A 22847-nucleotide genomic window follows, 5' to 3' on the forward strand; every position below is an offset into this window, starting at 1 on the left:
ACGACGGTTCAGGCCTGGCCGGCCTCCGCGGGCGCCGCCGTGCCGGTCGTGTGCCGGTCCCGTCCCGCCGGGGCGCGCCGGACCGCCTCGAGCAGCAGCTGGGCGACGTCGAGCACCTCGGTGGCCTCCGGCGCGCGCTGCTCGCCCTGCAGGCTCGTGAGGCCGTCGGACAGCATGACGCGGCAGAACGGGCAGCCGACGGCGATGGCGCCGGCGCCGGTGGCGACCGCCTCCTCGGTGCGGTTGGTGTTGATGCGCGTGCCCAGCCTCTCCTCCATCCACATGCGCGCCCCGCCGGCACCGCAGCAGAACGAGGTGCTGCCGCTGCGCGGCATCTCCGTCAGCCGCGTGCCGGAGGCCTCGATGAGCTCGCGCGGCGGGGAGTAGACGCCGTTGTGGCGGCCGAGGTAGCAGGGGTCGTGGTAGGTCACCTCGCGTCGGTCGGCGTCGGCGGCGGCGACCGGCGTGAGCCGGCCCTCGCGCACGAGCCGGTTGAGCAGCTGCGTGTGGTGGACGACGTCGAGGTCGGCGCCGACCTGGGGGTACTCGTTGCCGAGGGTGTTGAAGCAGTGCGGGCACGTGACGACGACCTTCGTGCGCGTCGCGGGGCCCGGACCCTCGGCGTCGTCCTCGCCCGGCACCGCGCCGGCCTCGCGCAGCGTCTCGACGTTCTGCGCCGCGAGCATCTGGAAGAGGAACTCGTTGCCCGCCCTGCGCGCCGGGTCGCCCGTGCACGCCTCGGCCGGGCCCAGAACGGCGAAGCTGACGCCCGCGGTGTGCAGCAGCTCGGCCACCGCGCGCGTCGTCTTCTTCGCCCGGTCCTCGAACGCGCCCGCGCAGCCGACCCAGAACAGGTAGTCGACGCCACCGAGGTCCTCGACGTCGTCCGGTCCGCCCCCGCCGACGACCGGGACGGGGAACGGCAGGTCCCTCGCCCACTCCATGCGCTGCTTCGCGCCGACGCCCCACGGGTTCTGCCGCTTCTCGAGGTTGCCGAACAGCGAGCCGAGCTCGGCGGGGAACGCGTCGGCCAGCAGGACCTGGTGCCGGCGCATGTCGACGACGTGGTCGACGTGCTCGATGTCGACCGGGCACTGCTCGACGCAGGCCCCGCACGTCGTGCACGACCACAGCACGTCCTCGCTCATCGCGGCCCCGTCCGCGGAGGCCCCGGCCGCCACGAGCGAGCCGAGGACGTCGGCGTGGGGGTCGCGCTCGGCGCCCGCGGGCACGCCCGCGTAGTCGCCGCCGCCGGCCACCTCGCCCACCAGCGGCCGCTCGGGGCGCTCGCGGCCGTCGAGCAGGTGGCTCGCGTCGTCGTACGCGCGGGCGCGCAGGGACGTGATGAGCAGCTTGGGGCTGAGCGGCTTCTCGGTCTGCCACGCCGGGCACTGGTCCTGGCAGCGACCGCACTCGGTGCACGTCGTGACGTCGAGGAGGCCCTTCCACGTGAGGTCGGTGCTCGCCCCGACTCCCAGGGCGGCGTCCTCGGGCAGGTCCTCGGCGGCCTCGAGGTCGACGACCTCCCCGCCGACGCGGATCGGCTGGACGGCCCCCAGGCTCGTGCGCCCCCCGGCGTGCCGCTTGAGGAGGATGTTGAACGGCGCGGTGAAGCGGTGCCACGCGACGCCCATCGTGGGCTGCAGCCCGACGACGACGAACCACGCCATCGACACGACGATCTTGACCGCGGCGACGACCGTGATCGCGACGGCCAGCGTCCCGGTCGAGGCGCCGGTGAGCGCCTCGCCGAGCCACGCGGTCAGCGGGTAGTGCAGGGCCGTCGCGGTCCCCGTCCCCTCGGCGGCCTCCCACGCGTACTCCAGCGCCCGCAGCGCGAGCACGCACACGACGATGGCGAGGATCGTCGCCTCGACGTAGTACGCCTGCCACGTCGTCGAGCGGTAGAAGCGGGAGCGGCGCGGCTCGTCGGCCGCGCGCGGGCCCTGCACCTGCCGGACGACCACGAGCGTCACGATGCCGAGGCCCGTGAGCCAGGCGATGCCCTCGACGAGCCACTCGTACGGCGGGAGGTGGCCGACGACCGGCAGCACGAAGCCGGGGTCCGTGAGCTGCCCGTAGGCGGTCGCGAGCGTCCCGACGAGCGCCACGAAGCCCACCATGACCAGCCAGTGCGCGGCACCGACCCAGCGGCGCCGCAGCATCCGGGTGTGGCCGACGACCTCCCGCACGGTCGTGACGAGCCTGGTGCCCACCGCGTCGGTGCGCGTGGGGTCGGGCTGCCCGAGCCGCAGCACCTGCACCGTGCGCGCGAGGGTGGCGGCGAAGAGCGCGACCCCGGCGGCGGTGACGGCGAGCGCGACGACGAGGGCGACGGTCTGCAGCACCTGCAGAGAGTCCACGCTGAGCTCCTTCCGGCTGCGCCCAGCCTCGCATGTTACCCGTGGGTAACCGAGCGGGGCCGAGTCGGGGCCGGGTCGGGGCCGCCGTGGCCTACAGCAGCGATGCGACCCAGGCGAGCCCGCGGAACAGCACGGGCGCGGCGACGGCGAGCATGCCGACGACGACGAGCAGCGCGACGAGCTTGGCGGCGGGAGCGACGTCGCCGTCCGCGGTCCGGCCGCGCAGGAACCTCAGCACGCCACCAGGGTACGTGCGCCGCGCGCGGGACCGCTGGCGCGGCGGAGGGTCAGCGGCGGCGGCGCGGGGCGGTGGCGTCGCCGGTGTAGGGGGTCTGCATGTCCTCCGGCAGCCCCTTGCCCTTGCGCTGGGCCCGGGCGGCGACCTGGCGGACGGCGAGCGTGCGGACCGCCGTGACGAGCGCACCGCTGAGGGCGGCGAAGACGATGGCGTCGACCGCGCGCACCTCCGGGCTCTCCGGCTCCTCCGGCGCCTCGCGCCCCGTCACGGCCTTCCAGCCGCTGAGCAGGACCTTGTTGACGACCGCCAGCGCCGCGAAGCGGAACGCGATGGACATCAGCTTCCAGGCGAAGGTCGGCATGTCCCGACCCTGCCGCGCACCGGCAGCGGCGGCAACACGGTCCACCGCCGACCCACCGCCGGGGCAGAGGCTGAGTCGAGCGGGCTCAAGTTCGGACCCTTCCAACTTGACACCGGAGCGCTCAAGGCAGAACCTCGACCGCAGGAACGCACCACCACCAGCCACGAAGGAGCACTCCGCATGGGCCGTGCAGTCGGCATCGACCTGGGCACCACCAACTCCGTCGTCGCCGTCCTCGACGGCGGCGAGCCGAGCGTCATCGCGAACGCCGAGGGCGGGCGCACCACGCCGTCCGTCGTCGCCTTCGCCAAGAACGGCGAGGTGCTCGTCGGCGAGATCGCCAAGCGCCAGGCCGTCACGAACGTCGAGCGCACCATCCGGTCCGTCAAGCGCCACATGGGCACCGACTGGGCGCAGACCGTCGACGACAAGAAGTACACGCCGCAGGAGATCAGCGCGCGCGTGCTGCAGAAGCTCAAGCGCGACGCCGAGTCCTACCTCGGCGAGCCGGTGACCGACGCCGTCATCACGGTGCCGGCGTACTTCAACGACGCCGAGCGCCAGGCCACCAAGGAGGCCGGCGAGGTCGCGGGCCTCACGGTGCTCCGCATCATCAACGAGCCCACCGCGGCCGCGCTCGCCTACGGCCTCGACAAGGGCAAGGAGGACGAGAACATCCTCGTCTTCGACCTGGGCGGCGGCACCTTCGACGTGTCCCTCCTCGAGGTCGGCAAGGACGAGGACGGCTTCTCGACGATCCAGGTCCGCGCCACCTCGGGCGACAACCGCCTCGGCGGCGACGACTGGGACTCCGCGATCGTCGACCACCTGCTGAGCAAGGTGAAGATGTCGACCGGCGTGGACCTGTCCAAGGACAAGATCGCCATGCAGCGGCTGTCCGAGGCCGCCGAGCAGGCGAAGAAGGAGCTGTCGAGCTCCACGAGCACGAGCATCTCGCTGCAGTACCTGTCGATGACGGAGAACGGTCCCGTCCACCTCGACGAGCAGCTCACGCGCGCGCAGTTCGAGCAGATGACCTCCCACCTGCTCGACCGCACCAAGGCGCCGTTCCAGTCCGTCATCAAGGACGCGGGCGTGTCGGTGTCCGAGATCGCCCACGTCGTCCTCGTCGGCGGCTCGACCCGCATGCCCGCGGTCACCGAGCTCGTCAAGCAGCTCACCGGCGGCAAGGAGCCCAACAAGGGCGTCAACCCGGACGAGGTCGTCGCGCTCGGCGCCGCCCTGCAGGCCGGCGTGCTCAAGGGCGACCGCAAGGACGTCCTCCTCATCGACGTCACGCCCCTGTCGCTCGGCATCGAGACCAAGGGCGGGCTCATGACGAAGCTCATCGAGCGCAACACCGCGATCCCGACCAAGCGCAGCGAGGTCTTCACGACCGCGGACGACAACCAGCCGTCGGTGCTCATCCAGGTGTTCCAGGGCGAGCGCGAGCTCGCGCAGCACAACAAGCCGCTCGGCACCTTCGAGCTCACCGGCATCGCGCCGGCCCCGCGCGGCGTGCCGCAGATCGAGGTCACCTTCGACATCGACGCGAACGGCATCGTCCACGTCAACGCGAAGGACCGCGGCACGGGCAAGGAGCAGTCCATGACGATCTCCGGCGGCTCCGCGCTGCCGAAGGACGAGATCGACCGCATGGTGCGCGAGGCCGAGGAGCACGCGGAGGAGGACCGCACCCGCCGCGAGGAGGCCGAGACCCGCAACCAGGCCGAGGCGCTCGTCTTCCAGACCGAGAAGTTCCTCGCCGACAACTCCGACAAGCTGCCGGAGTCCGAGCGCGGCGAGGTCGACACCGCGCTCGCGGACCTCAAGAAGGCGCTGGAGGACCCCGCGACGCCGGCCGACGACCTCAAGGCCAAGGTAGAGCGCGTCTCGACGACCAGCCAGGCGCTCGGTGCGGCCATGTACGCCGCGAGCGGCGACGCGGCGGGTGCCGGCGCGGGTGCGGGCGACGCCGGTGACCCCGGTGCCGACGGCGCCGGCTCCGACGACGACGTGGTGGACGCCGAGGTCGTCGACGAGGACGAGCGCCGGTGAGCTCGCAGCCCGGCAGCGACGTCCCCGCCCCGGAGCCCGACGACCTCGCGGAGGCGGCGGACGCCGTCACCGACCCGGCCGTCGACGGGCCCCGGGGGGAGGGGGCCCACCCCGGCACCGACGAGCTGGTGGCCTCGGCCGACGAGCAGGCGGCGCGCGCGGAGCAGGGGCTGCCCGACGGCGGGTCCGACGGCGCGGACCCCTCCGGCGCGGGCGCCGCGCCGGACCCCCTCGCCGACGCCCTCGCGCTCGCCGACTCGCGGCTGTCGGAGCTGCAGCGGGAGCGGGCGGACTTCGTCAACTACCGCCGGCGCGTGGAGCGGGACCGGCAGGTCGCGGGGCAGGAGGGCCGCGAGGCGGTCCTGCTCGCGCTGCTGCCCGTGCTCGACGACGTGGAGGGCGCCCGCCAGCACGGCGACCTCACCGGGCCCTTCGCCTCGGTGGCGGAGAAGCTCGCGGCCACCCTGCAGCGGCTCGGGCTGGAGTCCTTCGGCGAGCCCGGCGAGCCGTTCGACCCCGCGCAGCACGAGGCGCTGCTGCACGACTCGCAGACCGAGGTCGACGAGCCGACGTGCACCCAGGTGCTCCAGAAGGGGTACCGAACGGGTGAACGGGTGCTCCGTCCGGCTCGGGTGGCGGTGGCGAGCCCCCGGTGAGGTAAAGACACGCCCGGTTCTGCCGAACGAGGACCGTGTGACGGTGAGCACCAGCAGCCTGAGCACGGTCCTCGTCGGCCGTCAGGGCATCCACGAGATCGAGCGCGGCGGGGTCGGTGGCCTCGTCGGCTACGAGCTGCTGTTCCGGCAGCTCCCGATCGACTCCCTGCGCGACGAGCACGACCACGAGGCCGCGACCGCGCAGGTCCTCAGCGCCGTCTTCGGCGACTTCGGCGTCGACGACATCTCCGGCCGCCTGCCGCTCTTCGTCAACGCCCCCCGCGCCTACCTCGTGGGCGACCTGCCGCTGCCCGACGTGCCCGAGCGGGTGGTCGTCGAGGTGCTCGAGCACGTCGGCGTCGACGACGAGGTGCTCGCGGGCGTCGAGCGGCTGCGCGCCCAGGGCTACCGCATCGCCGCCGACGACTGGGACGGCGACCCGGCCCGGGAGCCCCTGCTGCCGCTGTGCGACGTCGTGAAGATCGACATGTCGCTGCTCGCGCCCGGCCGGCTGCTGCAGGTCGTCGAGCGCGCCCGTGCCGTCGTGCCCACGGCGCAGGTCCTCGTCGAGCGTGTGGAGAGCGAGCTCGACCTCGAGCTCGCGCTCGCGGCCGGCGCCGACCTCGTCCAGGGGTTCCTCCTCGACCGCCCGCGGACCGTGAGCACCTCGACGCTCACGCCGTCGGAGGTCGCGTGCGTCCGGCTGCTGGCCGCGCTCGCCGCCGAGGCCGAGGCCGAGGAGGTCGAGCGGCTCGTCGCCTCCGACCCCGGTCTCGCGCTGCGCGTCCTGCGCACCGCGAGCAGCCCCGCAGGCGTGGGGCGGCCCGTCCGCTCGGTCCTGCAGGCCGTCGTGCTGCTCGGGCCGCGCATCCTCAGCGCCTGGGTCGTGCTCATGGTCATGGGCGGCTCGCGGCGGGTGCCGCGCGAGAACGTCGTCACGATGCTCGCGCGCGCCGGGGCCTGCGCGGCGCTCGAGCCGGGCCACCGCGACATCGCCTACACCGCCGGCCTGCTGTCGGCCGTCGCCGAGGTGCTCGGGGCCGACCCGGCCGACACCTTGCGCTCCAGCGGCGTCGACGCCGCCGTCGCCGAGGCCGTCCTGGAGGGCGCGGGCCAGGTGGGGTCCGCCCTGCGCGCCGTCGTCGCGCACGAGCGGGGCGCGCCGCAGGTCGTCATGTCGAACGGCTACACCCCGTTCGAGGTGTCGCTGGCCTACCTCGGCGCCCTCAAGGAGGCCGTCCGCACCTCGTCCGCCCTCGACGGCTGAGCCGGCGGCCGCGCCCGCCAAACTTGACACGACCCGACTCAGGGTCGCACCCTGTCCGCACCATGACTGGACAGGACTGGCTCGAGAAGGACTTCTACGCCGTCCTCGGCGTGCCCAAGGACGCGGACGCCGCCGCGGTGAAGAAGGCGTACCGCAGGCTCGCGCGCACGCACCACCCCGACGCCAACGCCGGCGACCCGGCCGCGGAGCGACGGTTCAAGGACGTCGGCGAGGCGTACTCGGTGCTGTCGGACCCCGAGAAGCGCCGGCAGTACGACGCTGTCCGCGCCATGCGCTCCGGAGCCCGCTTCACCGCGGGTGGTCCCGGCGGGGCAGGCGGGGCCGGCTTCGAGGACCTCTTCGGCGGCATGTTCGGCGGGGCGGGCGCCCCGCGCGGCGGCACCCGCTACGGCTCGCGCCGCTCGGGGCAGGGCGCGCAGGAGTTCGACGACCTGCTCGCGGACCTGCTCGGCCAGCAGGGCTTCGGCGGCACGCCCGCCGGTGGCCCGGGCGGCGGCTTCCCCGGTGCGACGCGCGGCCCGGTCCGCGGCGACGACCTCACCGCGACCGCGCGCGTCACGCTCGCGCAGGCCCTTCGGGGCACCGAGGTCGAGGTCGCGGTGGGCGACCCCGCCGCGGGCTCGCGGCAGGTGCGGGCGCGGCTGCCGCAGGGGGTGCGCGACGGGCAGAAGGTCCGGGTGCGCGGCAAGGGCGCACGCGGCTCCGGCGGTGCGGGCGACCTCATCGTGACCGTCCGGGTGGCCGCGGACGAGGCCTTCTCGTGGGACGGCGCGGCGCTGCGCGTCACCGTGCCGGTCACCTTCGCCGAGGCCGCGCTCGGCGACACCGTGCACGTGCCGACGCTCGAGGGCGTCGCACGGCTCAAGGTCCCCGCCGGCACGCCGTCCGGGCGGACTTTCCGGCTCAAGGGCCGCGGCCCCGTGGTCAAGGGCACCGCGACCGACCTGCTCGCCACCGTGCAGGTCGTCGTGCCGCAGAAGCTGTCGGCCGAGGCGCGCGCCGCCGTCGAGACCCTCCGGGCCTCCGAGGCGGGCTCCGACCCGCGCGCCGACCTCCTCGCCGCGGCGGAGGCGAGCCGGCAGGCGGTGGCCTCGTGAGCGGGACCGCGCGCGTGCGTCGCGCGTACGTCATCTCGGTGGCGGCCGAGCTCGCCGGCATGCACCCGCAGACCCTGCGGCAGTACGACCGGGAGGGCCTCGTCACGCCCACCCGCACCCGCGGCGGCGGACGGCGCTACACCGACGACGACGTCGAGCGCCTGCGCGAGGTGCAGCGGCTCTCGCAGCAGGAGGGCGTCAACCTCGCGGGCATCCGCCGCATCATGGCGCTGGAGGTGGAGGTCGAGCGGCTTCGCGACGAGCTCGCCGCGACCCGCGAGGAGCTGCGCCGCACCCGCGAGGCCGCCGACCGCGTCTTCGCCGCCGGCGCGGCCGGCGACATCGTCGCCATGCCGCCCGGCCGTCGTCCCCGTCGGCGCGAGGTGTCGACCGCGCTCGTCGTCTGGCGTCCCCAGCACCGCTCCTGACCCGCCGCGCGTACCGGGCGTAGGTCTGCGTTCGTGTCGACGTGCGCGGCGTAGGTCTGCGTTCGTGTCGACGTGCGCGGCGTGAGTCTGCGTTCGTGTCGACGTGCGCGGCGTAGGTCTGCGTTCGTGTCGACGTGCGCGCGCAGGCCTCAGAGCATCGGCTGCCGGTCCTTGACCGGCACGACCTCGCCGCTGCGGCGGGCGGCCACGTAGTCCCTCAGCATCCGGTTCACCTCGGGGGCGAGGAGGTAGAGCCCGAGGATGTTGACCAGCGCGCAGACGAACAGCATCGAGTCGGCGAAGTTCAGCACGTCGGAGAACGTGAGCACGGCGCCGAGCACGATGAAGACGCAGTACAGGACCTTGAACACGAGCTCGCTGAGCCGGCTGCGGCCGAAGAGCGTCGTCCAGGCCTTGAGCGTGTAGTACGACCACGTGATGAGAGTCGAGAACGCGAACAGCGCCACGGCGACCGCGAGCACGGCCGGGAACCACGGGATGACGGTCGCGAACGCGTCGGAGGTGAGGACCACCCCGTCGGGGCTCGGGTCCTCGCCCGCCGCGTAGGCGGCGCGGGCGTCGAGCCACGACTGCGGCGAGGCGACGACGATGGTGACGGCCGTCATCGTGCAGATGATGACGGTGTCGATGAAGGGCTCGAGCAGGGCGACGTAGCCCTCGGTCACCGGCCGCTTCGTCTTCACGGCGGAGTGCGCGATGGCCGCGGAGCCCAGGCCCGCCTCGTTGGAGAACGCCGCGCGCTGGAAGCCGACCACGAGCACGCCGAGCACGCCGCCGGCGACGCCCTCGGGGTCGAACGCCCCGGTGACGATCGAGGCGAGCGCGTCCGGCACGGCGCCGGCGTTGAACGCGATGACGGTGAGGCACGCGAGCACGTAGACGATCGCCATCGCGGGCACGAGCCGGCTCGTCACCTTCGCGATCGACCTGATCCCGCCGATGATGACGAGACCCACGAGGCCCGCGAGCACGAGGCCGAACACGAGCGAGGCGCCGCCGGAGCCGAGCGGGCCGTCGGCGCCGCCGGTGACGTTCTCGGCCTGGGCGAAGGTCTGGTTCGCCTGGAACATGTTCCCGCCGGCCATGCCGAAGGCGAGGATCGCGATCGCGTACACGCCGACGAGCACCTGCGGCAGGACGGGCACCTTGAGCTTGGCGAAGGCGACGCGCAGGTAGCGGAAGGGCCCGCCGGTGACGGTCCCGTCCGCGTGCTCCTCGCGGAACGCGACGCCGAGCGTGCACTCGACGAACTTCGTCGCCATGCCGAGCAGGCCGGCGACGATCATCCAGAACGTCGCGCCCGGACCGCCGATCGACACCGCGACCGCGACGCCGGCGATGTTGCCGAGGCCGACCGTGCCGGAGACCGCCGCGGTGAGGGCCTGGAAGTGCGTGACCTCGCCCGGGTCGTCCGGGTCGTCGTAGGTGCCGCGGGCGAGCGCGACGGCGTGCCCGAAGCCACGGATCTGGATGAAGCGGTACCCGATCGTGAAGACGACGGCGCCGATGATGAGCCACGCGACGATCCACGGGAACTCGGCGCCGCCCAGGCTGACGGGGTAGAAGATCACCGTGCTGACGGCGTCCGACACGGGTGCGAACGCGCCGTCGATGGCGTCCTCGACCCGCTCGATGGGGCCCGGCGTGGCGCTGGCGGGCAGGGCAGCGATCATGCGGGGCTCCTCCGGTTCGGGTACCGGGCCGCGCTGCCCGGCGCTGCAGGGGACTGACCGACCGTAGTGACCTCGACACGCGGCGGCCACCCCGCCGCGCGGCGCGGGCTACACGAGGTCGACGAGGTCGGCGACGGACTCGCGGACGAGGGTCGGCCGGTAGGGGTAGCGGTCGATGTCCCGCTCCTGCGTGGAGCCGCTGAGGACCAGGACGGTGCGCAGCCCGGCCTCCATGCCCGCGACGACGTCGGTGTCCATGCGGTCGCCCACCATCGTCGTGCTCTCCGAGTGTGCGCCGATGAGGTTCATCGCGTACCGGAACATGACGGGGTTCGGCTTGCCGATCACGTACGGGCGGCGCTCCGTCGCCGCGGCGATGAGCTCCATGACGGCACCGCACGCCGGCAGCGGCCCCTCCGGCGACGGGCCGGTGGGGTCGGGGTTCGTCGCGATGAAGCGGGCGCCCTGCCCGATGTGCCGGATGGCCCTGGTGATGGCCTCGAAGGAGTAGGTGCGCGTCTCGCCGAGGACCACGTAGTCCGGCTTGGTGTCGGTGATGACGAAGCCGCTGTCGTGCAGCGCGGAGGTGAGCCCCGCCTCGCCCACGACGTACACCGAGGCGCCGTCGGCCTGGTCCTTGAGGAACGTCGCCGTGGCGAGGGCGGAGGTCCAGATCTCCTCCTCGCGCACGTCGATGCCGGTGTGCTGCAGCCGGTTGGCCAGGTCGCGCGCGGTCCAGATGGAGTTGTTCGTCAGCACGAGGAACGGTCGTCCCGCCGCCCGCAGCGCCGCGAGGAAGCGGTCCGCGCCGGGGACCATCTCGCCCTCCCGGGCCAGGACGCCGTCCATGTCGGTGAGCCAGGCGCGGGAGTCGAACTCCTCGGGGTCGTGCGCCCCCCGTCCCCCGTCGCCCGCCCGCTCGGGGCTCTCGGACTCGCGCGTGCCGCGCCGCTCGGCCATGCCAGGAGCCTAGGGGCACGTGCGGTGCCCCGACCGGGTCCGAAGTTGACCCGACTCGGCTCAACCCACATACTTGAGCCCGACCGGCTCAATGTCTTGCAGGAGGACACGTTGGACGCGAAGCTCACCACCCGTAGCCAGGAGGCGCTGTCCTCCGCCGTCCACCGGGCGACCACCGGCGGCAACCCCTTCGTCGAGCCGGCGCACCTGCTGCAGGCCCTCCTCGCCGACAGCGCGGGCGTGCCCGGGGCGCTGCTCGCGGCCACGGGGGCGGACCCGGTCGCGCTGCGGCGCCGGGCCGAGGCGCTCGTGGACGCGCTGCCGAGCGCGACGGGCTCGTCGGTGACCGAGCCGCGCGTGTCGCGCGGGGTGCACACGGTCCTCAACGCCGCCGGCGACGAGATGCGCGCGCTCGACGACACCTTCGTGTCCACCGAGCACCTGCTCCTCGGGGTGGCCGCCGACACCGGCGCCGCCGGTGAGGCGCTGCGCGCCGCGGGCGCCACCCGCGACGGCCTGCTCGCCGCGCTGCCGCAGGTGCGCGGCGCCGCCAAGGTCACGAGCCCCGACCCGGAGGGCACGTTCGACGCGCTGCAGAAGTACGGCCGCGACCTCACCGCCGACGCCCGCGAGGGCCGGCTGGACCCCGTCATCGGCCGCGACGCGGAGATCCGCCGGGTCGTGCAGGTGCTGAGCCGCCGCACGAAGAACAACCCCGTCCTCATCGGCGAGCCCGGCGTCGGCAAGACCGCCGTCGTCGAGGGGCTCGCGCAGCGCATCGTGGACGGCGACGTGCCGGAGTCGCTGCGCGACAAGCGCCTCGTCGCCCTCGACCTCGGCGCGATGGTCGCCGGCGCGAAGTACCGCGGCGAGTTCGAGGAGCGGCTCAAGGCCGTCCTCGCCGAGATCGAGGCCTCCGACGGCCAGGTCGTCACCTTCATCGACGAGCTCCACACCGTGGTCGGGGCAGGCGCCGCCGAGGGCGCGATGGACGCGGGCAACATGCTCAAGCCGCTGCTCGCCCGCGGCGCGCTGCGCCTCGTGGGCGCGACCACGCTCGACGAGTACCGCGAGCGCATCGAGAAGGACGCGGCGCTGGAGCGCCGGTTCCAGCAGGTCGTCGTCGGCGAGCCGTCGCCGGAGGACACCGTCGCGATCCTCCGCGGCCTCAAGGAGCGCTACGAGGCGCACCACCGCGTGCAGATCGAGGACTCCGCGCTCGTGGCGGCGGCCGTGCTGAGCCACCGCTACATCCCCGCTCGCAAGCTGCCGGACAAGGCGATCGACCTCGTCGACGAGGCGGCGAGCCGGCTGCGGATGGAGATGGACTCCAGCCCCGTGGAGATCGACGAGCTGCGGCGGGCCGTCGACCGGCTGCGCATGGAGGAGCTCGCGCTCGCCCGTGAGGACGACCCCGCCTCGACCGAGCGGCTCGAGCGGCTGCGCGCCGACCTCGCCGACCGCTCGGAGCGGCTGGCCGGGCTGACCGCCCGCTGGGAGTCCGAGCGCGCCGGCCTCAACCGGGTCGGCGAGCTCACGCAGCGCATCGAGGAGATGCGGGTGCAGGCCGAGCGCGCCCAGCGCGACGGCGACCTCGAGACGGCCTCGCGCCTGCTCTACGGCGAGATCCCGGCCGCGCACAAGGAGCTCGAGGCGGCCGGGTCGGCCGGTGCGGCCGCGGAGGCCGCCGACCGCATGGTCAACGAGAAGGTGACCGCCGAGGACGTGGCCGAGGTCGTGGCCGCGTGGACGGGCATCCCGACCGGGCGCCTGCTCGAGGGCGAGACCGAGAAGCTGCTGCACATGGAGGAGGTGCTCGGCCGCCGCCTCGTCGGCCAGGCCGAGGCCGTCCGGGCCGTCTCCGACGCCGTGCGCCGCTCGCGCGCCGGCATCTCCGACCCCGACCGGCCGACGGGTTCCTTCCTGTTCCTCGGCCCGACGGGCGTCGGCAAGACCGAGCTCGCCAAGGCGCTCGCGGACTTCCTCTTCGACGACGAGCGGGCGATGGTCCGCATCGACATGAGCGAGTACGGCGAGAAGCACTCCGTCGCCCGGCTCGTCGGTGCGCCCCCCGGGTACGTCGGCTACGAGTCCGGCGGCCAGCTCACCGAGGCCGTGCGCCGCCGGCCGTACTCCGTCGTCCTGCTCGACGAGGTCGAGAAGGCCCACCCCGAGGTCTTCGACGTCCTCCTGCAGGTGCTCGACGACGGCCGGCTGACGGACGGGCAGGGCCGGACGGTCGACTTCCGCAACGTCATCCTCGTGCTCACGAGCAACCTCGGGTCGACCGCCCTCATGGACACGTCGCTGTCGCGCGAGGACCGACGCGGCGCGGTCATGGACGCGGTGCGGATGGCGTTCAAGCCGGAGTTCGTCAACCGGCTCGACGAGGTCGTCGTCTTCGACCCGCTCAGCCTGGAGGAGCTCGGCCACGTCGTCGACCTGCACGTCGACCTGCTCGCCGCCCGGCTCGCCGAGCGCCGGCTGCAGCTGGACGTGACGCCGGCCGCCCGGGAGTGGCTCGCGCTCACCGGCTACGACCCGGCCTACGGCGCCCGGCCGCTGCGCCGGCTCGTGCAGCGTGAGATCGGCGACCGGCTCGCGCGCGCCCTCCTCGCGGGCGAGGTGGTGGACGGCGACACCGTCGTGGTCGACACGACCGGCGACGACGGTGCCCCCGGGCTCAGCGTCCTGCCGGTCGCCCGCACGACGGTGTGAGCTCCCCCTCCTGCCCCGGGGCGCCCGTGCGGGTGGCCCGGGGCAGGGCGGGACCGCACCCGGGGCCCGGCGGGCCGGTTTCGCGCGCGAGCGCCGGGGGTACCCGACGCTCACAGCACCCCCGGCGCAGCGGAGCGGCGGCGCGGTGCCCCGAGCAGGGGGAGACGGTCATGGCGACATCCCAGGGGCGGACCTCGACGGTCGCGGCGGAGGACGGCAGCCACCACACCGCCAACGCCGTCCTCATCTCGGTGGTCGCGGCGATCGGCGGCTTCCTGTTCGGCTTCGACACCGCCGTCATCAACGGCGCGGTCGACGCGCTCAGCGGCGCCTTCGATCTCTCGCCGGGCCTGACGGGCTTCGCCGTCTCCAGCGCGCTCCTCGGCTGCGCGCTCGGGGCGTGGTTCGCCGGCAGCCTCGCCGACCGCTTCGGTCGCAAGGTCGTCATGATCATCGCGGCCGTGCTGTTCCTCGCCAGCGCGATCGGCTCCGGGCTCGCCTTCGGCGTCGCCGACCTCATCGTGTGGCGCGTGGTCGGCGGCCTCGGGGTCGGCACGGCGTCGGTCATCGCGCCCGCCTACATCGCCGAGATCTCGCCGGCGAGCATCCGCGGGCGCCTCGGCTCGCTGCAGCAGCTCGCGATCGTCACGGGCATCTTCGTCGCCCTGCTGTCCGACGCCTTCCTCGCCGGCGCGGCCGGCGGCGCCGCCGAGGACCTGTGGGCCGGTCTGGCCGCCTGGCGCTGAATGTTCCTCGCCGAGGCCGTCCCGGCCATCGCCTACGGCGTCCTCGCCCTCACCATCCCCGAGTCGCCGCGCTACCTCGTGGCGCAGGGCGAGGACACGCGCGCCCGCGACGTGCTCGTGCGGCTCATGAGCCGTGAGAGCGCGCGCGAGCGGATCGAGGCCATCAAGAACTCCCTCAAGGGGGAGAAGCTCGTCGGGCTGCGCAACCTCGTCGGCGACGCCGCGGGGCTGAAGCCCATCGTGTGGGTCGGCATCGCCCTGTCGCTGTTCCAGCAGCTCGTGGGCATCAACGTGATCTTCTACTACTCCACGACGCTGTGGCGCTCCGTCGGCTTCGAGGAGTCCGACGCCCTCACCGTCACCGTCATCACGTCCGTCACCAACGTGCTCGTGACGGTCGTCGCGATCCTGCTGGTCGACCGCATCGGCCGGCGCCCGCTGCTGCTCATCGGCTCGACCGCCATGACCCTCGCCCTCGCGACCATGGCCATCTGCTTCTCGCAGTCGACCGGAAGCGGCGAGGACGTCTCCCTGCCCGACCCCTACTCGACCGTGGCGCTCGTGGCCGCCAACGTGTTCGTCGTCGGGTTCGGCGTGTCGTGGGGTCCCGTCGTGTGGGTGCTCCTCGGCGAGATGTTCCCCAACCGGCTGCGGGCACCGGCCCTCGCCGTGGCGGCGGCCGCACAGTGGCTGGCGAACTTCGCCGTCAGCACGACCTTCCCGTGGCTGTCGGAGAACGCGGGCCTCGCTCTCACCTACGGCGGCTACGCGGCCTTCGCGCTGCTGTCCGGCCTGTTCGTCCTCGGCTTCGTGCGCGAGACGAAGGGCCAGGAGCTCGAGGACATGACGGGTGGCACACGACGGGCCAGGGAGCCCGCGCGGGTGTGACCATGCGTCAGGGCGCATGTCGCACAGGTAACGGACGGTCGCAAAGCCTTCACCTCTCGCCCGTCCTCGACTACGTTTCGCCGGTCGGGGGACATCGAAACGAGAGGGATCTCATGCGTCCACGTACTACTGCCCTGCGCGCCGGCACCGTCGCCGCCGCCGCGGGGTCGCTGGTCGCCGCGACCGTCGCGGTGCTGCCGGCGCAGGCCGCTCCTGCCCAGCAGGCCTGCGACACGCGCACGAACAACACGTACTCCAAGCTGCTGGAGTGCGTCCGCGTCGAGGGCGTCGTCGAGCACCTGGAGGCGCTGCAGGCCATCGCCGACGCCAACGACGACAACCGCGCGTCGGAGACGCCCGGCTACGACGCGAGCGTCGACTACGTCGTCGAGACGCTGGAGGACGCCGGCTGGACCGCCGAGGTCGTGCCGTTCACCTACGCCGCCGCCGAGGTGTCGCTGGACCAGCTGAGCCCGGTGACGGCCGGCTACCCGGCGAACGACGCGACCGGCACCGGCGAGGGCGACGTCACCGCCGACGTCGTGCCGGTCGACATCAACCTCACGCCGCCGCGGGCCAACTCCAGCGGCTGCGAGGCGTCCGACTTCGCGGGCTTCCCCGTCGGCTCGATCGCGCTCGTGCAGCGCGGGTCGTGCTCGTTCGCGATCAAGGCGCTCAACGCCGAGGCCGCGGGTGCCGCCGGCGTCATCATCTTCAACCAGGGCGACACCGACGCCGTCGACCGCAACAACGCGATCAACCCGACGCTGGGCGGCGACGACATCGTCGACATCCCCGTCGTCGGCACGACCTTCGCCGCCGGCGAGGCGCTCGCCCAGGCGGGCTCGACCGCGCGCCTCGTCGTCGACTTCTACGACGCCGAGTCCTACAACGTCATCGGCGAGCTCGCCGGCAAGACGGACGACAACGTCGTCATGGCCGGCGCGCACCTCGACTCCGTCCCGGCCGGCCCGGGCATCAACGACAACGGCAGCGGCTCCGCGGCGCTGCTGGAGCTCGCGCAGCAGCTGTCGAAGTCCAAGCCGAACAACACCATCCGCTTCGCGTGGTGGGGTGCGGAGGAGCTCGGTCTCATCGGCTCCACCGAGTGGGTCGAGCAGCGCAGCGAGGAGGAGCTCGACGACATCGCGCTCTACCTCAACTTCGACATGATCGGCTCGCCGAACTACTACCTCGGCGTCTACGACGCCAACGAGTCGAGCTTCGAGGCGCCGGTCGTCGTGCCCGAGGGCTCCGAGGACATCGAGCAGACCCTCGAGGAGTACTTCACGCTGGCCGGGGCGCCGTACGACGACTCCGAGTTCAGCGGTCGCAGCGACTACCAGGCCTTCATCGAGAACGGCATCCCCTCCGGTGGTCTGTTCACCGGCGCCGAGGTCATCAAGACCGAGGAGCAGGAGGACATCTGGGGCGGCACCGCGGGTGAGCAGTTCGACCCGTGCTACCACCTCGCCTGCGACACGATCGACAACGTGTCCCTCGAGGCGCTCGAGGTCAACACCGGCGCGATCGCGTACGCGGTCCTCACGTACGCGGCCTCCACGGAGGGCGTCAACGGCGTGAGCGGCGTCAAGATCCCCGGCAAGTTCTCGGTGCCGACCGAGGTCGACGGCCCGCAGTTCTCGTTCGTCGAGGGCTCCGGTGGCGGCGGCCACGACCACAGCCACGACCACGAGGGCGACGCCTCCTGAGGCGTCACCCGATGTGAGCACCACCCGGCAGGGCCCGCGAGCACAGCTCGCGGGCCCTGCTGCGTCGTCCGGCTCGTTCGGACGGGCTCCGGTGGTCACCGGACGGCGGACCGATCACCAGCTCCGCGTGACCGGTCACCCCCGGGTCGGCACCCCCTGCGCTGCGGTGGGGGCACAGTGGGGGCACACCCGTCGCGCGGGCAGCTCGATCGCGCCGGCGTCGCCGAGCACGTCCGGTCGCCGACGCCCGGTCGGTCCTACCGCACGGGGTCGTCGAGCGCCGCGCGGTCGGCCTGACGGCTCAGCCGGGCGTCGAGGGCGGTGAGCGCGAGAACGACGACAGCGCCCCCGACCGCGATGGCGACGACCCCCAGCACGCCGCCGGCCCCGTCGGCGGGACCGAGCAGGCCGCGGTCCTCGGTCTGCCACGGCCACAGCGCGCGCAACGAGCCGACCATGAGCCCGGCCATCGCGAGCAGCGTGACGTGCCGGTGCCGGGCGAGCAGCCAGCGCACGACGCGCACGAAGCTCGCGAGGCCGAGCATGGCGCCGAGGGCGAAGACACCGAGGTACGCGACGTCGCGGTCGTTGACCGCCGAGATCGTGCGGTCGTACAGCCCCACGCTCAGCAGGAAGAACGAGCCGCTGACCCCGGGCAGCACGAGCGCGCACACCGCGACGGCCGCGGCGAGCGCCACCAGCGGCAGGAACGGGTCGCTCACCCCCGAGGGGGGGAGCCCGGTCAGGAGCGCCGCGGCGATCGCGGCGGCGACGAGGACCGCCCAGTCGCGCACGCCACGGGCCCCGCCCGCCATGCGCAGCGGCACGAGGACGGACGCGGCGATGAAGCCGAAGAACAGCGCCCGCATGCCGACGGGGTACTCCTCGAGCAGCGGCTCGATGACCGCGGCGCCGAGCACGACCGCGGCCACCATGCCGACGCCGACCGGCAGGAGCACCGACCAGTGCACCTGCCGGAGCTCCTCGCGCGCCTGCGTCGTGCGCCCGCGGACGAGCGCGAGGACGGCGCGGACCACGTGGTCGGCGCCGGTGATGAGCCGGTCGTACAGCCCCACGACGAGCGCCAGCGTCCCGCCGGAGACACCCGGCACCACCTCGGCCGCCCCGACGAGCCCGCCGCCGAGCAGGTACCCCGGCAGCCGCGCCGGGTACGACAGGTCGGTCCGGCCGCCGCGCGCGGCGGGGTCGGGACGCGTCCGCGGCTCAGACATCGAGGTCCACCACCACGGGGGCGTGGTCGCTCGGGCCCTGCCCGGTCGTCGACCCCTTGGGTTTGCGCTGCTCCCGGTCGACGCGGGCGTCGGTGACCCGGGAGGCGAAGGCGTCGTTGCCGAGCACGAGGTCGATCCGCATGCCGCGCTTCTTGGGGAACGCGAGCTGCTGGTAGTCCCAGTACGAGAACACGCCGGGGCCCGTCCGCGGCAGGACGACGTCGGTGAAGCCGTCGTCGGTGAAGGCCCGCAGGGCGGCGCGCTCCGGCTCCGTGACGTGCGTCGAGCCGACGAAGACGGCCGGGTCCCACACGTCGTCGTCGGTCGGCGCGATGTTCCAGTCGCCGACGAGGGCGAGGGGCCGGTCCGGGTGGGCGGCGAGCTCGTCGGTCGCGGCCGCCCGCAGCGCGCGCAGCCACTCGAGCTTGTACGCGTAGTGCGGGTCGTCGACGGACCGCCCGTTCGGCACGTACAGGCTCCACAGCCGCACCCCGCCGCACGTCGCGCCGAGGGCACGCGCCTCCGCGGCGGTCGGGTCGCCGAAGCCCGGCACGCCGGGGAACCCGACCGACACGTCGGCGAGCCCGACCCGGGAGGCGATCGCCACGCCGTTCCACTGGTTGAGCCCGTGGAAGGCGACCTCGTACCCGGCGGCCTCGAAGGCCATGACGGGGAACTTGTCGTCGGCGACCTTGGTCTCCTGCAGCGCGCACACGTCGGTGCCGGACGTCTGCAGCCACTCGATCACCCGCTCGAGCCGGGACCGGAGGGAGTTGACGTTCCACGTGGCGACCCGCACGGCGCCACGGTAGGCCACGCCGGGGACGGCGATACGCTGCCCGTCGTGCCTGCACCCGACCGACGGCCCGTGGCCCTGGTGACGGGGCCCACCTCCGGCATCGGCGAGTCCTTCGCGCGGCGGCTCGCCGCCGAGGGGCACGACCTCGTGCTCGTCTCCCGCGACCGGGGCCGTCTCGACGCGCTCGCCGCCTCGCTCGCCGCCCGCCACGAGGTCGCGTGCGAGGTGCTGCCCGCGGACCTGTCCCGGCGCGAGGACGTGCTCCGCGTGGCGGAGCGGCTGCGCGACGACGAGCGGCCCGTCGACCTCCTCGTCAACAACGCGGGGCTGGGGGTCAACCAGCGCTTCGTGGGCGGCGACCTCGACGCCGAGCTCCGGCAGCTCGACGTGCTCGCGACCGCGGTCCTCGTGCTGTGCCACGCCGCGGCGCCGGGGATGGTCGCACGCGGCCGCGGCGCCGTCGTCAACGTGAGCTCGGTCGCCGGCTTCGGGCCGATGGGCAGCTACTCCGCCGCCAAGGCGTGGTGCACGTCGTTCACCGAGCACCTCGCCGCGACCCTGCGCGGCACGGGCGTCACGGCGACCGCGCTGTGCCCCGGCTTCGTGCGCACCGAGTTCCACAGCCGCGCGGGGATGGACGTCGGCGCCCGCACCTCCGGCTGGTGGCTCGACAGCGACGACCTCGTCGAGGACTGCCTCGCCGACGTCCGGCGCGGGCGGGTGCTCAGCGTGCCGAGCCGACGCTACACAGCGCTCGTCGCCCTGCTCGCCCTGCTCCCGCCGGGCGGCTACCGTGCGCGCCTGCTCTCGGCGGGGCGCAGGCGCACCGGCACGAGCCGGCACGACTGAGCACCGGCCGGCTCACCCACCGCCCGCCCGCCCCGGACCCAGGAGGACCCATGCCGGCTCCCGCAGCCGCCGCCGGTGACGGCGACGCCCGCGCGCGCCTCGCCGCGCTCGTCGTCGAGCGGGCCGTCGTGCACGGCGAGGTGACGCTCGCCTCGGGCAGGGTCGCGCCGTACTACGTCGACCTGCGCCGGGTCACCCTCGACGGGGAGGTGGCCCCGCTCGTCGGCGAGGTCATGCTCGACCTCGTCGCCGACCTCGACGTCGACGCGGTCGGTGGCCTCACGCTCGGCGCGGACCCGGTCGCGACGGCCATGCTGCACGCGGCCGCGGCCCGGGGCCGGCGTCTCGACGCCTTCGTCGTGCGCAAGGCGGGCAAGGCGCACGGGCTGCAGCGGCGCATCGAGGGCCCGGACGTCGCCGGTCGGCGGGTGCTCGCGGTGGAGGACACCTCGACGACGGGGGAGTCGGTCCTCACCGCCGTCGAGGCGCTGCGCGAGGCGGGGGCCGACGTCGTCGCCGTGGCCACGATCGTCGACCGCGGCACGGGTGCCGCCGACCGGGTCGCGGCCGCCGGCCTGCTCTACCGTTCCGCGCTCGACCTCGGGGACCTCGGGCTGACGTGAGCGAGGGCCCGGAGCCGTCCGACGACTCCGTCGCCCCCGACCCGGCCACCGACCGGCGCAACGTCGTCGACCGGTACCGCGGCTGGAGCGTCGAGGCGATCCGCGCGGACCTCGCCGCACGGTCGCACCCGTTCCACGTCGCCGTGGAGAACCTCGCGCACGACTTCAACATCGGCTCGGTCGTCCGCAGCGCCAACGCCTTCGGCGCCAGGGCCGTGCACGTCGTCGGCCGGCGGCGCTGGAACCGGCGCGGGGCGATGGTCACCGACCGCTACCTCGACGTGCGCCACCAGCCCGACGCCGCCGCGCTGCACGGGTGGGCGCGCGCGCACGGCCTGCCCGTCGTCGGCGTCGACAACGTCCCCGGCGCTGTGCCGCTGGAGACCGATGAGCTACCGCGGGAGTGCGTCCTGCTGTTCGGCGCGGAGGGCCCGGGCCTGTCCGCGGAGGCGCTGGCCGGCTGCGACCGCGTCGTCGAGGTGAGCCAGTTCGGCTCCACGCGCTCGGTCAACGTCGGCGCGGCCGCAGCCGTCGTCATGCACGCCTGGGTCCGCCGCTGGGTCTTCGACCAGCAGGTGCAGGGCCCGTCGCTGCGCCGTGACCCGGATGAGGCCTAGGGCGAGCCCACGACGAAGACGCCGTCGACGACCTGCCCCTCGACGGAGGTCGGCTCCTCGGACCACTGCACCTCCCCCTCCTGCTGCAGGCCGTCCGGCGCGGCCGCGCCCCGCAGGTCGAGCGGCACCGAGGCGCCCCCGCACTGCGGCGGGAAGGACTCCGCGAGCGCCTCGCACAGCCGGGGACCGGTGCCGTCGTCGAGCCAGAAGCCGCTCATGACGAAGGGCCCGTCGATCGGCGTCGCGGCCACGTCGGCGACGGCGACGCTGCCGTCGGGCAGCGACTCGACGCCGCCGGTGCCGGTGGGGATGTCGGCGCACACGGTCGCGCCCGACAGGCACGCGCCGCCGGCGCCGCCGGTCGCGGGGACCTCGTCCTCAGCCGTGCCGCACGCCGTGAGGAGCAGCGGGACCAGGAGCAGGGGAGCGCCCAGGCGCGCGCGGCCGGGCGGGCGGGTCGGTGTCATGGCCGTTGGACGCGCCGGACGGGCCCGACGGTTCCCTCGCCGTCGCACGGCGGCCGGCGTGCGCCTCGAGCCACGCCACGGCGACCGCGTGCGGCACCGTGAGGGCCCACACGACCGCGAGCAGCCCGCCGAGCGCGCTCGCGCCGGTGGACCGCAGCAGCACGGCGACGGCCAGCACGCCGGCGGTGGCGGGCAGCCCGAGCCGGGCCGAGACGAGCACCTCGCGCACCGGCCGGCCCTCGCAGCCGGGCCGGGGCGCGCCCGTCGGCCCGCGGAGCAGCTGCGCGAGGCGGGCCTGGTGGCGCAGCGAGTGCCAGGCCGCGAAGAACGCCCCGAAGGCGAGCAGCGGGTGCGCGAGCACGGCGAGGGCGAGGAGCGCGGCCACCTCCGCGCCGACGACACCCGCGGCCCGGTCGCCGCGCAGGCGGGCCACCGCGCACGCCGCCAGCGCCGCCACCGCGACGGCGGTGAGGCCGAGGGCCAGTGCCGGCAGCGGCCGCAGCACGGGGTCGAGGCGCCCGTCCACCGCGCCGAGGGCCGCGCCCGCCTCGGGCGAGGCCAGCGGCAGGACGACGACGACCGACCCGCCGACCGACGCGGCCCACGCGCGCGGGTCGCGCCACGACCGCGCGAGCCCCCGCTCGACCGCGACACCCGCCTCGCCGGCCGCGAAGTGCACGACGCTCAGGGCGAGGAAGAGCGCGAAGCCGACCCGGGGCGCGGCGAGGTATCCCGCCAGCGCCACGAGGGCGAGCGCGACGTAGGGCACGACGAAGGAGGCCCGCGGGCCCGCCAGCGGCCCCCGCCGCCGCGTGCCACCCGGCCTCGTGCCGAGCAGCACGAGGTGGTCCAGCGCCCCGTGGGGCACGCCGGCCGCGAGCAGCACGAGCGTGACCATCGCCGCGAGCGTCGTCCTCGCCGGTTCCCCGAGCGGGGCGGTCGCGAGCGACAGCAGCACCGCCGCCGCCGCGGCGACGAGGCCGACCCTCGTCACCCGGGAGTCGGCGACGAGCGGCGGTCCGGGTCCCACCCGGCCAGCCTCCGGCGGCGGGC

The 22847-nt window shown here is 74.4% G+C and carries 19 protein-coding genes and 1 pseudogene; 11 read left to right on the plus strand and 9 right to left on the minus strand.

The window, feature by feature from the left end; all coding sequences use genetic code 11:
* Window positions 1-8 precede the first annotated feature (8 nt).
* The 3 genes from WAA21_RS05220 to WAA21_RS05230 form a co-directional block, all read right to left on the minus strand.
* Window positions 9-2363 carry a (Fe-S)-binding protein gene (locus tag WAA21_RS05220; protein ID WP_442893230.1) on the minus strand — a complete coding sequence of 785 codons (2355 nt, stop codon included), beginning with the start codon at window positions 2361-2363 and terminating at the stop codon, window positions 9-11.
* A 91-nt stretch (window positions 2364-2454) separates the two neighbouring features.
* A complete protein-coding gene (locus WAA21_RS05225; protein ID WP_336921710.1) occupies window positions 2455-2601 on the minus strand; it encodes a hypothetical protein in 147 nt (48 codons plus the stop codon).
* A 49-nt stretch (window positions 2602-2650) separates the two neighbouring features.
* Entirely contained in the window at window positions 2651-2962 is a 312-nt protein-coding gene (locus WAA21_RS05230) for a DUF4235 domain-containing protein (protein ID WP_336921711.1), read from the minus strand.
* A gap of 180 nt (window positions 2963-3142) precedes the next feature.
* Between WAA21_RS05230 and dnaK the strand changes: the two genes are divergently transcribed.
* The 5 genes from dnaK (at window position 3143) to WAA21_RS05255 (ending at window position 8489) form a co-directional block, all read left to right on the plus strand.
* Window positions 3143-5020: a molecular chaperone DnaK gene (gene dnaK / locus WAA21_RS05235; RefSeq protein WP_336921712.1), complete on the plus strand. Its 1878-nt coding sequence runs from the start codon at window positions 3143-3145 to the stop codon at window positions 5018-5020.
* Complete coding sequence (gene grpE / locus WAA21_RS05240) at window positions 5017-5676, plus strand: nucleotide exchange factor GrpE (RefSeq protein WP_336921713.1); 660 nt, start codon at window positions 5017-5019, stop codon at window positions 5674-5676. Before dnaK ends, grpE begins: the two co-directional genes overlap by 4 nt.
* A 43-nt stretch (window positions 5677-5719) precedes the next feature.
* Entirely contained in the window at window positions 5720-6943 is a 1224-nt protein-coding gene (locus WAA21_RS05245; protein WP_336921714.1) for an EAL and HDOD domain-containing protein, read from the plus strand.
* Between the two features lie 62 nt (window positions 6944-7005).
* Window positions 7006-8061, plus strand: a complete 1056-nt coding sequence (locus tag WAA21_RS05250) for a DnaJ C-terminal domain-containing protein (RefSeq protein WP_336921715.1) — start codon at window positions 7006-7008, stop codon at window positions 8059-8061.
* Entirely contained in the window at window positions 8058-8489 is a 432-nt protein-coding gene (locus WAA21_RS05255; protein ID WP_336921716.1) for a heat shock protein transcriptional repressor HspR, read from the plus strand. Before WAA21_RS05250 ends, WAA21_RS05255 begins: the two co-directional genes overlap by 4 nt.
* Window positions 8490-8638: 149 nt before the next feature.
* On the opposite strand, the gene WAA21_RS05260 is transcribed toward WAA21_RS05255, so the two are convergent.
* Window positions 8639-10183: an alanine/glycine:cation symporter family protein gene (locus WAA21_RS05260; RefSeq protein WP_336921717.1), complete on the minus strand. Its 1545-nt coding sequence runs from the start codon at window positions 10181-10183 to the stop codon at window positions 8639-8641.
* Between the two features lie 108 nt (window positions 10184-10291).
* On the minus strand, window positions 10292-11032 hold the full coding sequence (locus WAA21_RS05265; RefSeq protein WP_336921784.1) for an HAD-IIA family hydrolase: 741 nt from the start codon (window positions 11030-11032) through the stop codon (window positions 10292-10294).
* A gap of 222 nt (window positions 11033-11254) precedes the next feature.
* Here WAA21_RS05265 and clpB point away from each other — a divergent pair, with 222 nt between their 5' ends.
* The 3 genes and pseudogenes from clpB to WAA21_RS05280 all read left to right on the plus strand — a co-directional run bounded on the left by clpB (window position 11255) and on the right by WAA21_RS05280 (window position 17207).
* Complete coding sequence (gene clpB, locus WAA21_RS05270; RefSeq protein ID WP_336921718.1) at window positions 11255-13861, plus strand: ATP-dependent chaperone ClpB; 2607 nt, start codon at window positions 11255-11257, stop codon at window positions 13859-13861.
* A gap of 170 nt (window positions 13862-14031) precedes the next feature.
* Window positions 14032-15495 (plus strand): annotated as a pseudogene (locus WAA21_RS05275) (sugar porter family MFS transporter).
* Between the two features lie 113 nt (window positions 15496-15608).
* Window positions 15609-17207: a M28 family metallopeptidase gene (locus WAA21_RS05280; RefSeq protein ID WP_336921719.1), complete on the plus strand. Its 1599-nt coding sequence runs from the start codon at window positions 15609-15611 to the stop codon at window positions 17205-17207.
* A 257-nt stretch (window positions 17208-17464) separates the two neighbouring features.
* Here the strand turns inward: WAA21_RS05280 and WAA21_RS05285 are convergent, their stop codons facing one another.
* Window positions 17465-18439, minus strand: a complete 975-nt coding sequence (locus tag WAA21_RS05285; protein WP_336921720.1) for a DUF368 domain-containing protein — start codon at window positions 18437-18439, stop codon at window positions 17465-17467.
* Window positions 18432-19238 carry an exodeoxyribonuclease III gene (locus tag WAA21_RS05290; RefSeq protein WP_336921721.1) on the minus strand — a complete coding sequence of 269 codons (807 nt, stop codon included), beginning with the start codon at window positions 19236-19238 and terminating at the stop codon, window positions 18432-18434. The genes WAA21_RS05285 and WAA21_RS05290 overlap by 8 nt, the downstream gene beginning before the upstream one ends.
* Before the next feature lie 45 nt (window positions 19239-19283).
* On the opposite strand from WAA21_RS05290, the gene WAA21_RS05295 reads away from it, so the two are divergent.
* From WAA21_RS05295 to WAA21_RS05305, 3 genes are read left to right on the plus strand one after another with little or no spacing between them, the layout of a single operon-like run.
* Window positions 19284-20087 carry an SDR family NAD(P)-dependent oxidoreductase gene (locus WAA21_RS05295; RefSeq protein WP_336921722.1) on the plus strand — a complete coding sequence of 268 codons (804 nt, stop codon included), beginning with the start codon at window positions 19284-19286 and terminating at the stop codon, window positions 20085-20087.
* Window positions 20088-20137: 50 nt separating this feature from the next.
* A complete protein-coding gene (gene pyrE, locus WAA21_RS05300) occupies window positions 20138-20710 on the plus strand; it encodes an orotate phosphoribosyltransferase (RefSeq protein WP_336921723.1) in 573 nt (190 codons plus the stop codon).
* On the plus strand, window positions 20707-21327 hold the full coding sequence (locus tag WAA21_RS05305) for a TrmH family RNA methyltransferase (protein ID WP_336921725.1): 621 nt from the start codon (window positions 20707-20709) through the stop codon (window positions 21325-21327). Before pyrE ends, WAA21_RS05305 begins: the two co-directional genes overlap by 4 nt.
* Here the strand turns inward: WAA21_RS05305 and WAA21_RS05310 are convergent.
* Complete coding sequence (locus WAA21_RS05310; RefSeq protein WP_336921786.1) at window positions 21324-21794, minus strand: hypothetical protein; 471 nt, start codon at window positions 21792-21794, stop codon at window positions 21324-21326. The genes WAA21_RS05305 and WAA21_RS05310 overlap by 4 nt on opposite strands.
* Window positions 21706-22824 carry a Brp/Blh family beta-carotene 15,15'-dioxygenase gene (locus WAA21_RS05315; RefSeq protein WP_336921726.1) on the minus strand — a complete coding sequence of 373 codons (1119 nt, stop codon included), beginning with the start codon at window positions 22822-22824 and terminating at the stop codon, window positions 21706-21708. The genes WAA21_RS05310 and WAA21_RS05315 overlap by 89 nt, the downstream gene beginning before the upstream one ends.
* Between the last annotated feature and the right edge of the window lie 23 nt (window positions 22825-22847).

Source organism: Aquipuribacter sp. SD81 (assembly GCF_037153975.1).
In the GTDB taxonomy this organism is placed as follows: domain Bacteria; phylum Actinomycetota; class Actinomycetes; order Actinomycetales; family JBBAYJ01; genus Aquipuribacter.

Excerpts from the sequence above, each read along its gene's own strand:
- WAA21_RS05230 (WP_336921711.1), bottom strand. The coding sequence starts at position 2,962 with ATGCCGACCTTCGCCTGGAAGCTGATGTCCATCGCGTTCCGCTTCGCG.
- dnaK (WP_336921712.1), top strand. The coding sequence starts at position 3,143 with ATGGGCCGTGCAGTCGGCATCGACCTGGGCACCACCAACTCCGTCGTC.
- WAA21_RS05250 (WP_336921715.1), top strand. The coding sequence starts at position 7,006 with ATGACTGGACAGGACTGGCTCGAGAAGGACTTCTACGCCGTCCTCGGC.
- WAA21_RS05260 (WP_336921717.1), bottom strand. The coding sequence starts at position 10,183 with ATGATCGCTGCCCTGCCCGCCAGCGCCACGCCGGGCCCCATCGAGCGG.
- WAA21_RS05265 (WP_336921784.1), bottom strand. The coding sequence starts at position 11,032 with ATGGACGGCGTCCTGGCCCGGGAGGGCGAGATGGTCCCCGGCGCGGAC.
- WAA21_RS05280 (WP_336921719.1), top strand. The coding sequence starts at position 15,609 with ATGCGTCCACGTACTACTGCCCTGCGCGCCGGCACCGTCGCCGCCGCC.
- WAA21_RS05285 (WP_336921720.1), bottom strand. The coding sequence starts at position 18,439 with ATGTCTGAGCCGCGGACGCGTCCCGACCCCGCCGCGCGCGGCGGCCGG.
- pyrE (WP_336921723.1), top strand. The coding sequence starts at position 20,138 with ATGCCGGCTCCCGCAGCCGCCGCCGGTGACGGCGACGCCCGCGCGCGC.
- WAA21_RS05310 (WP_336921786.1), bottom strand. The coding sequence starts at position 21,794 with ATGACACCGACCCGCCCGCCCGGCCGCGCGCGCCTGGGCGCTCCCCTG.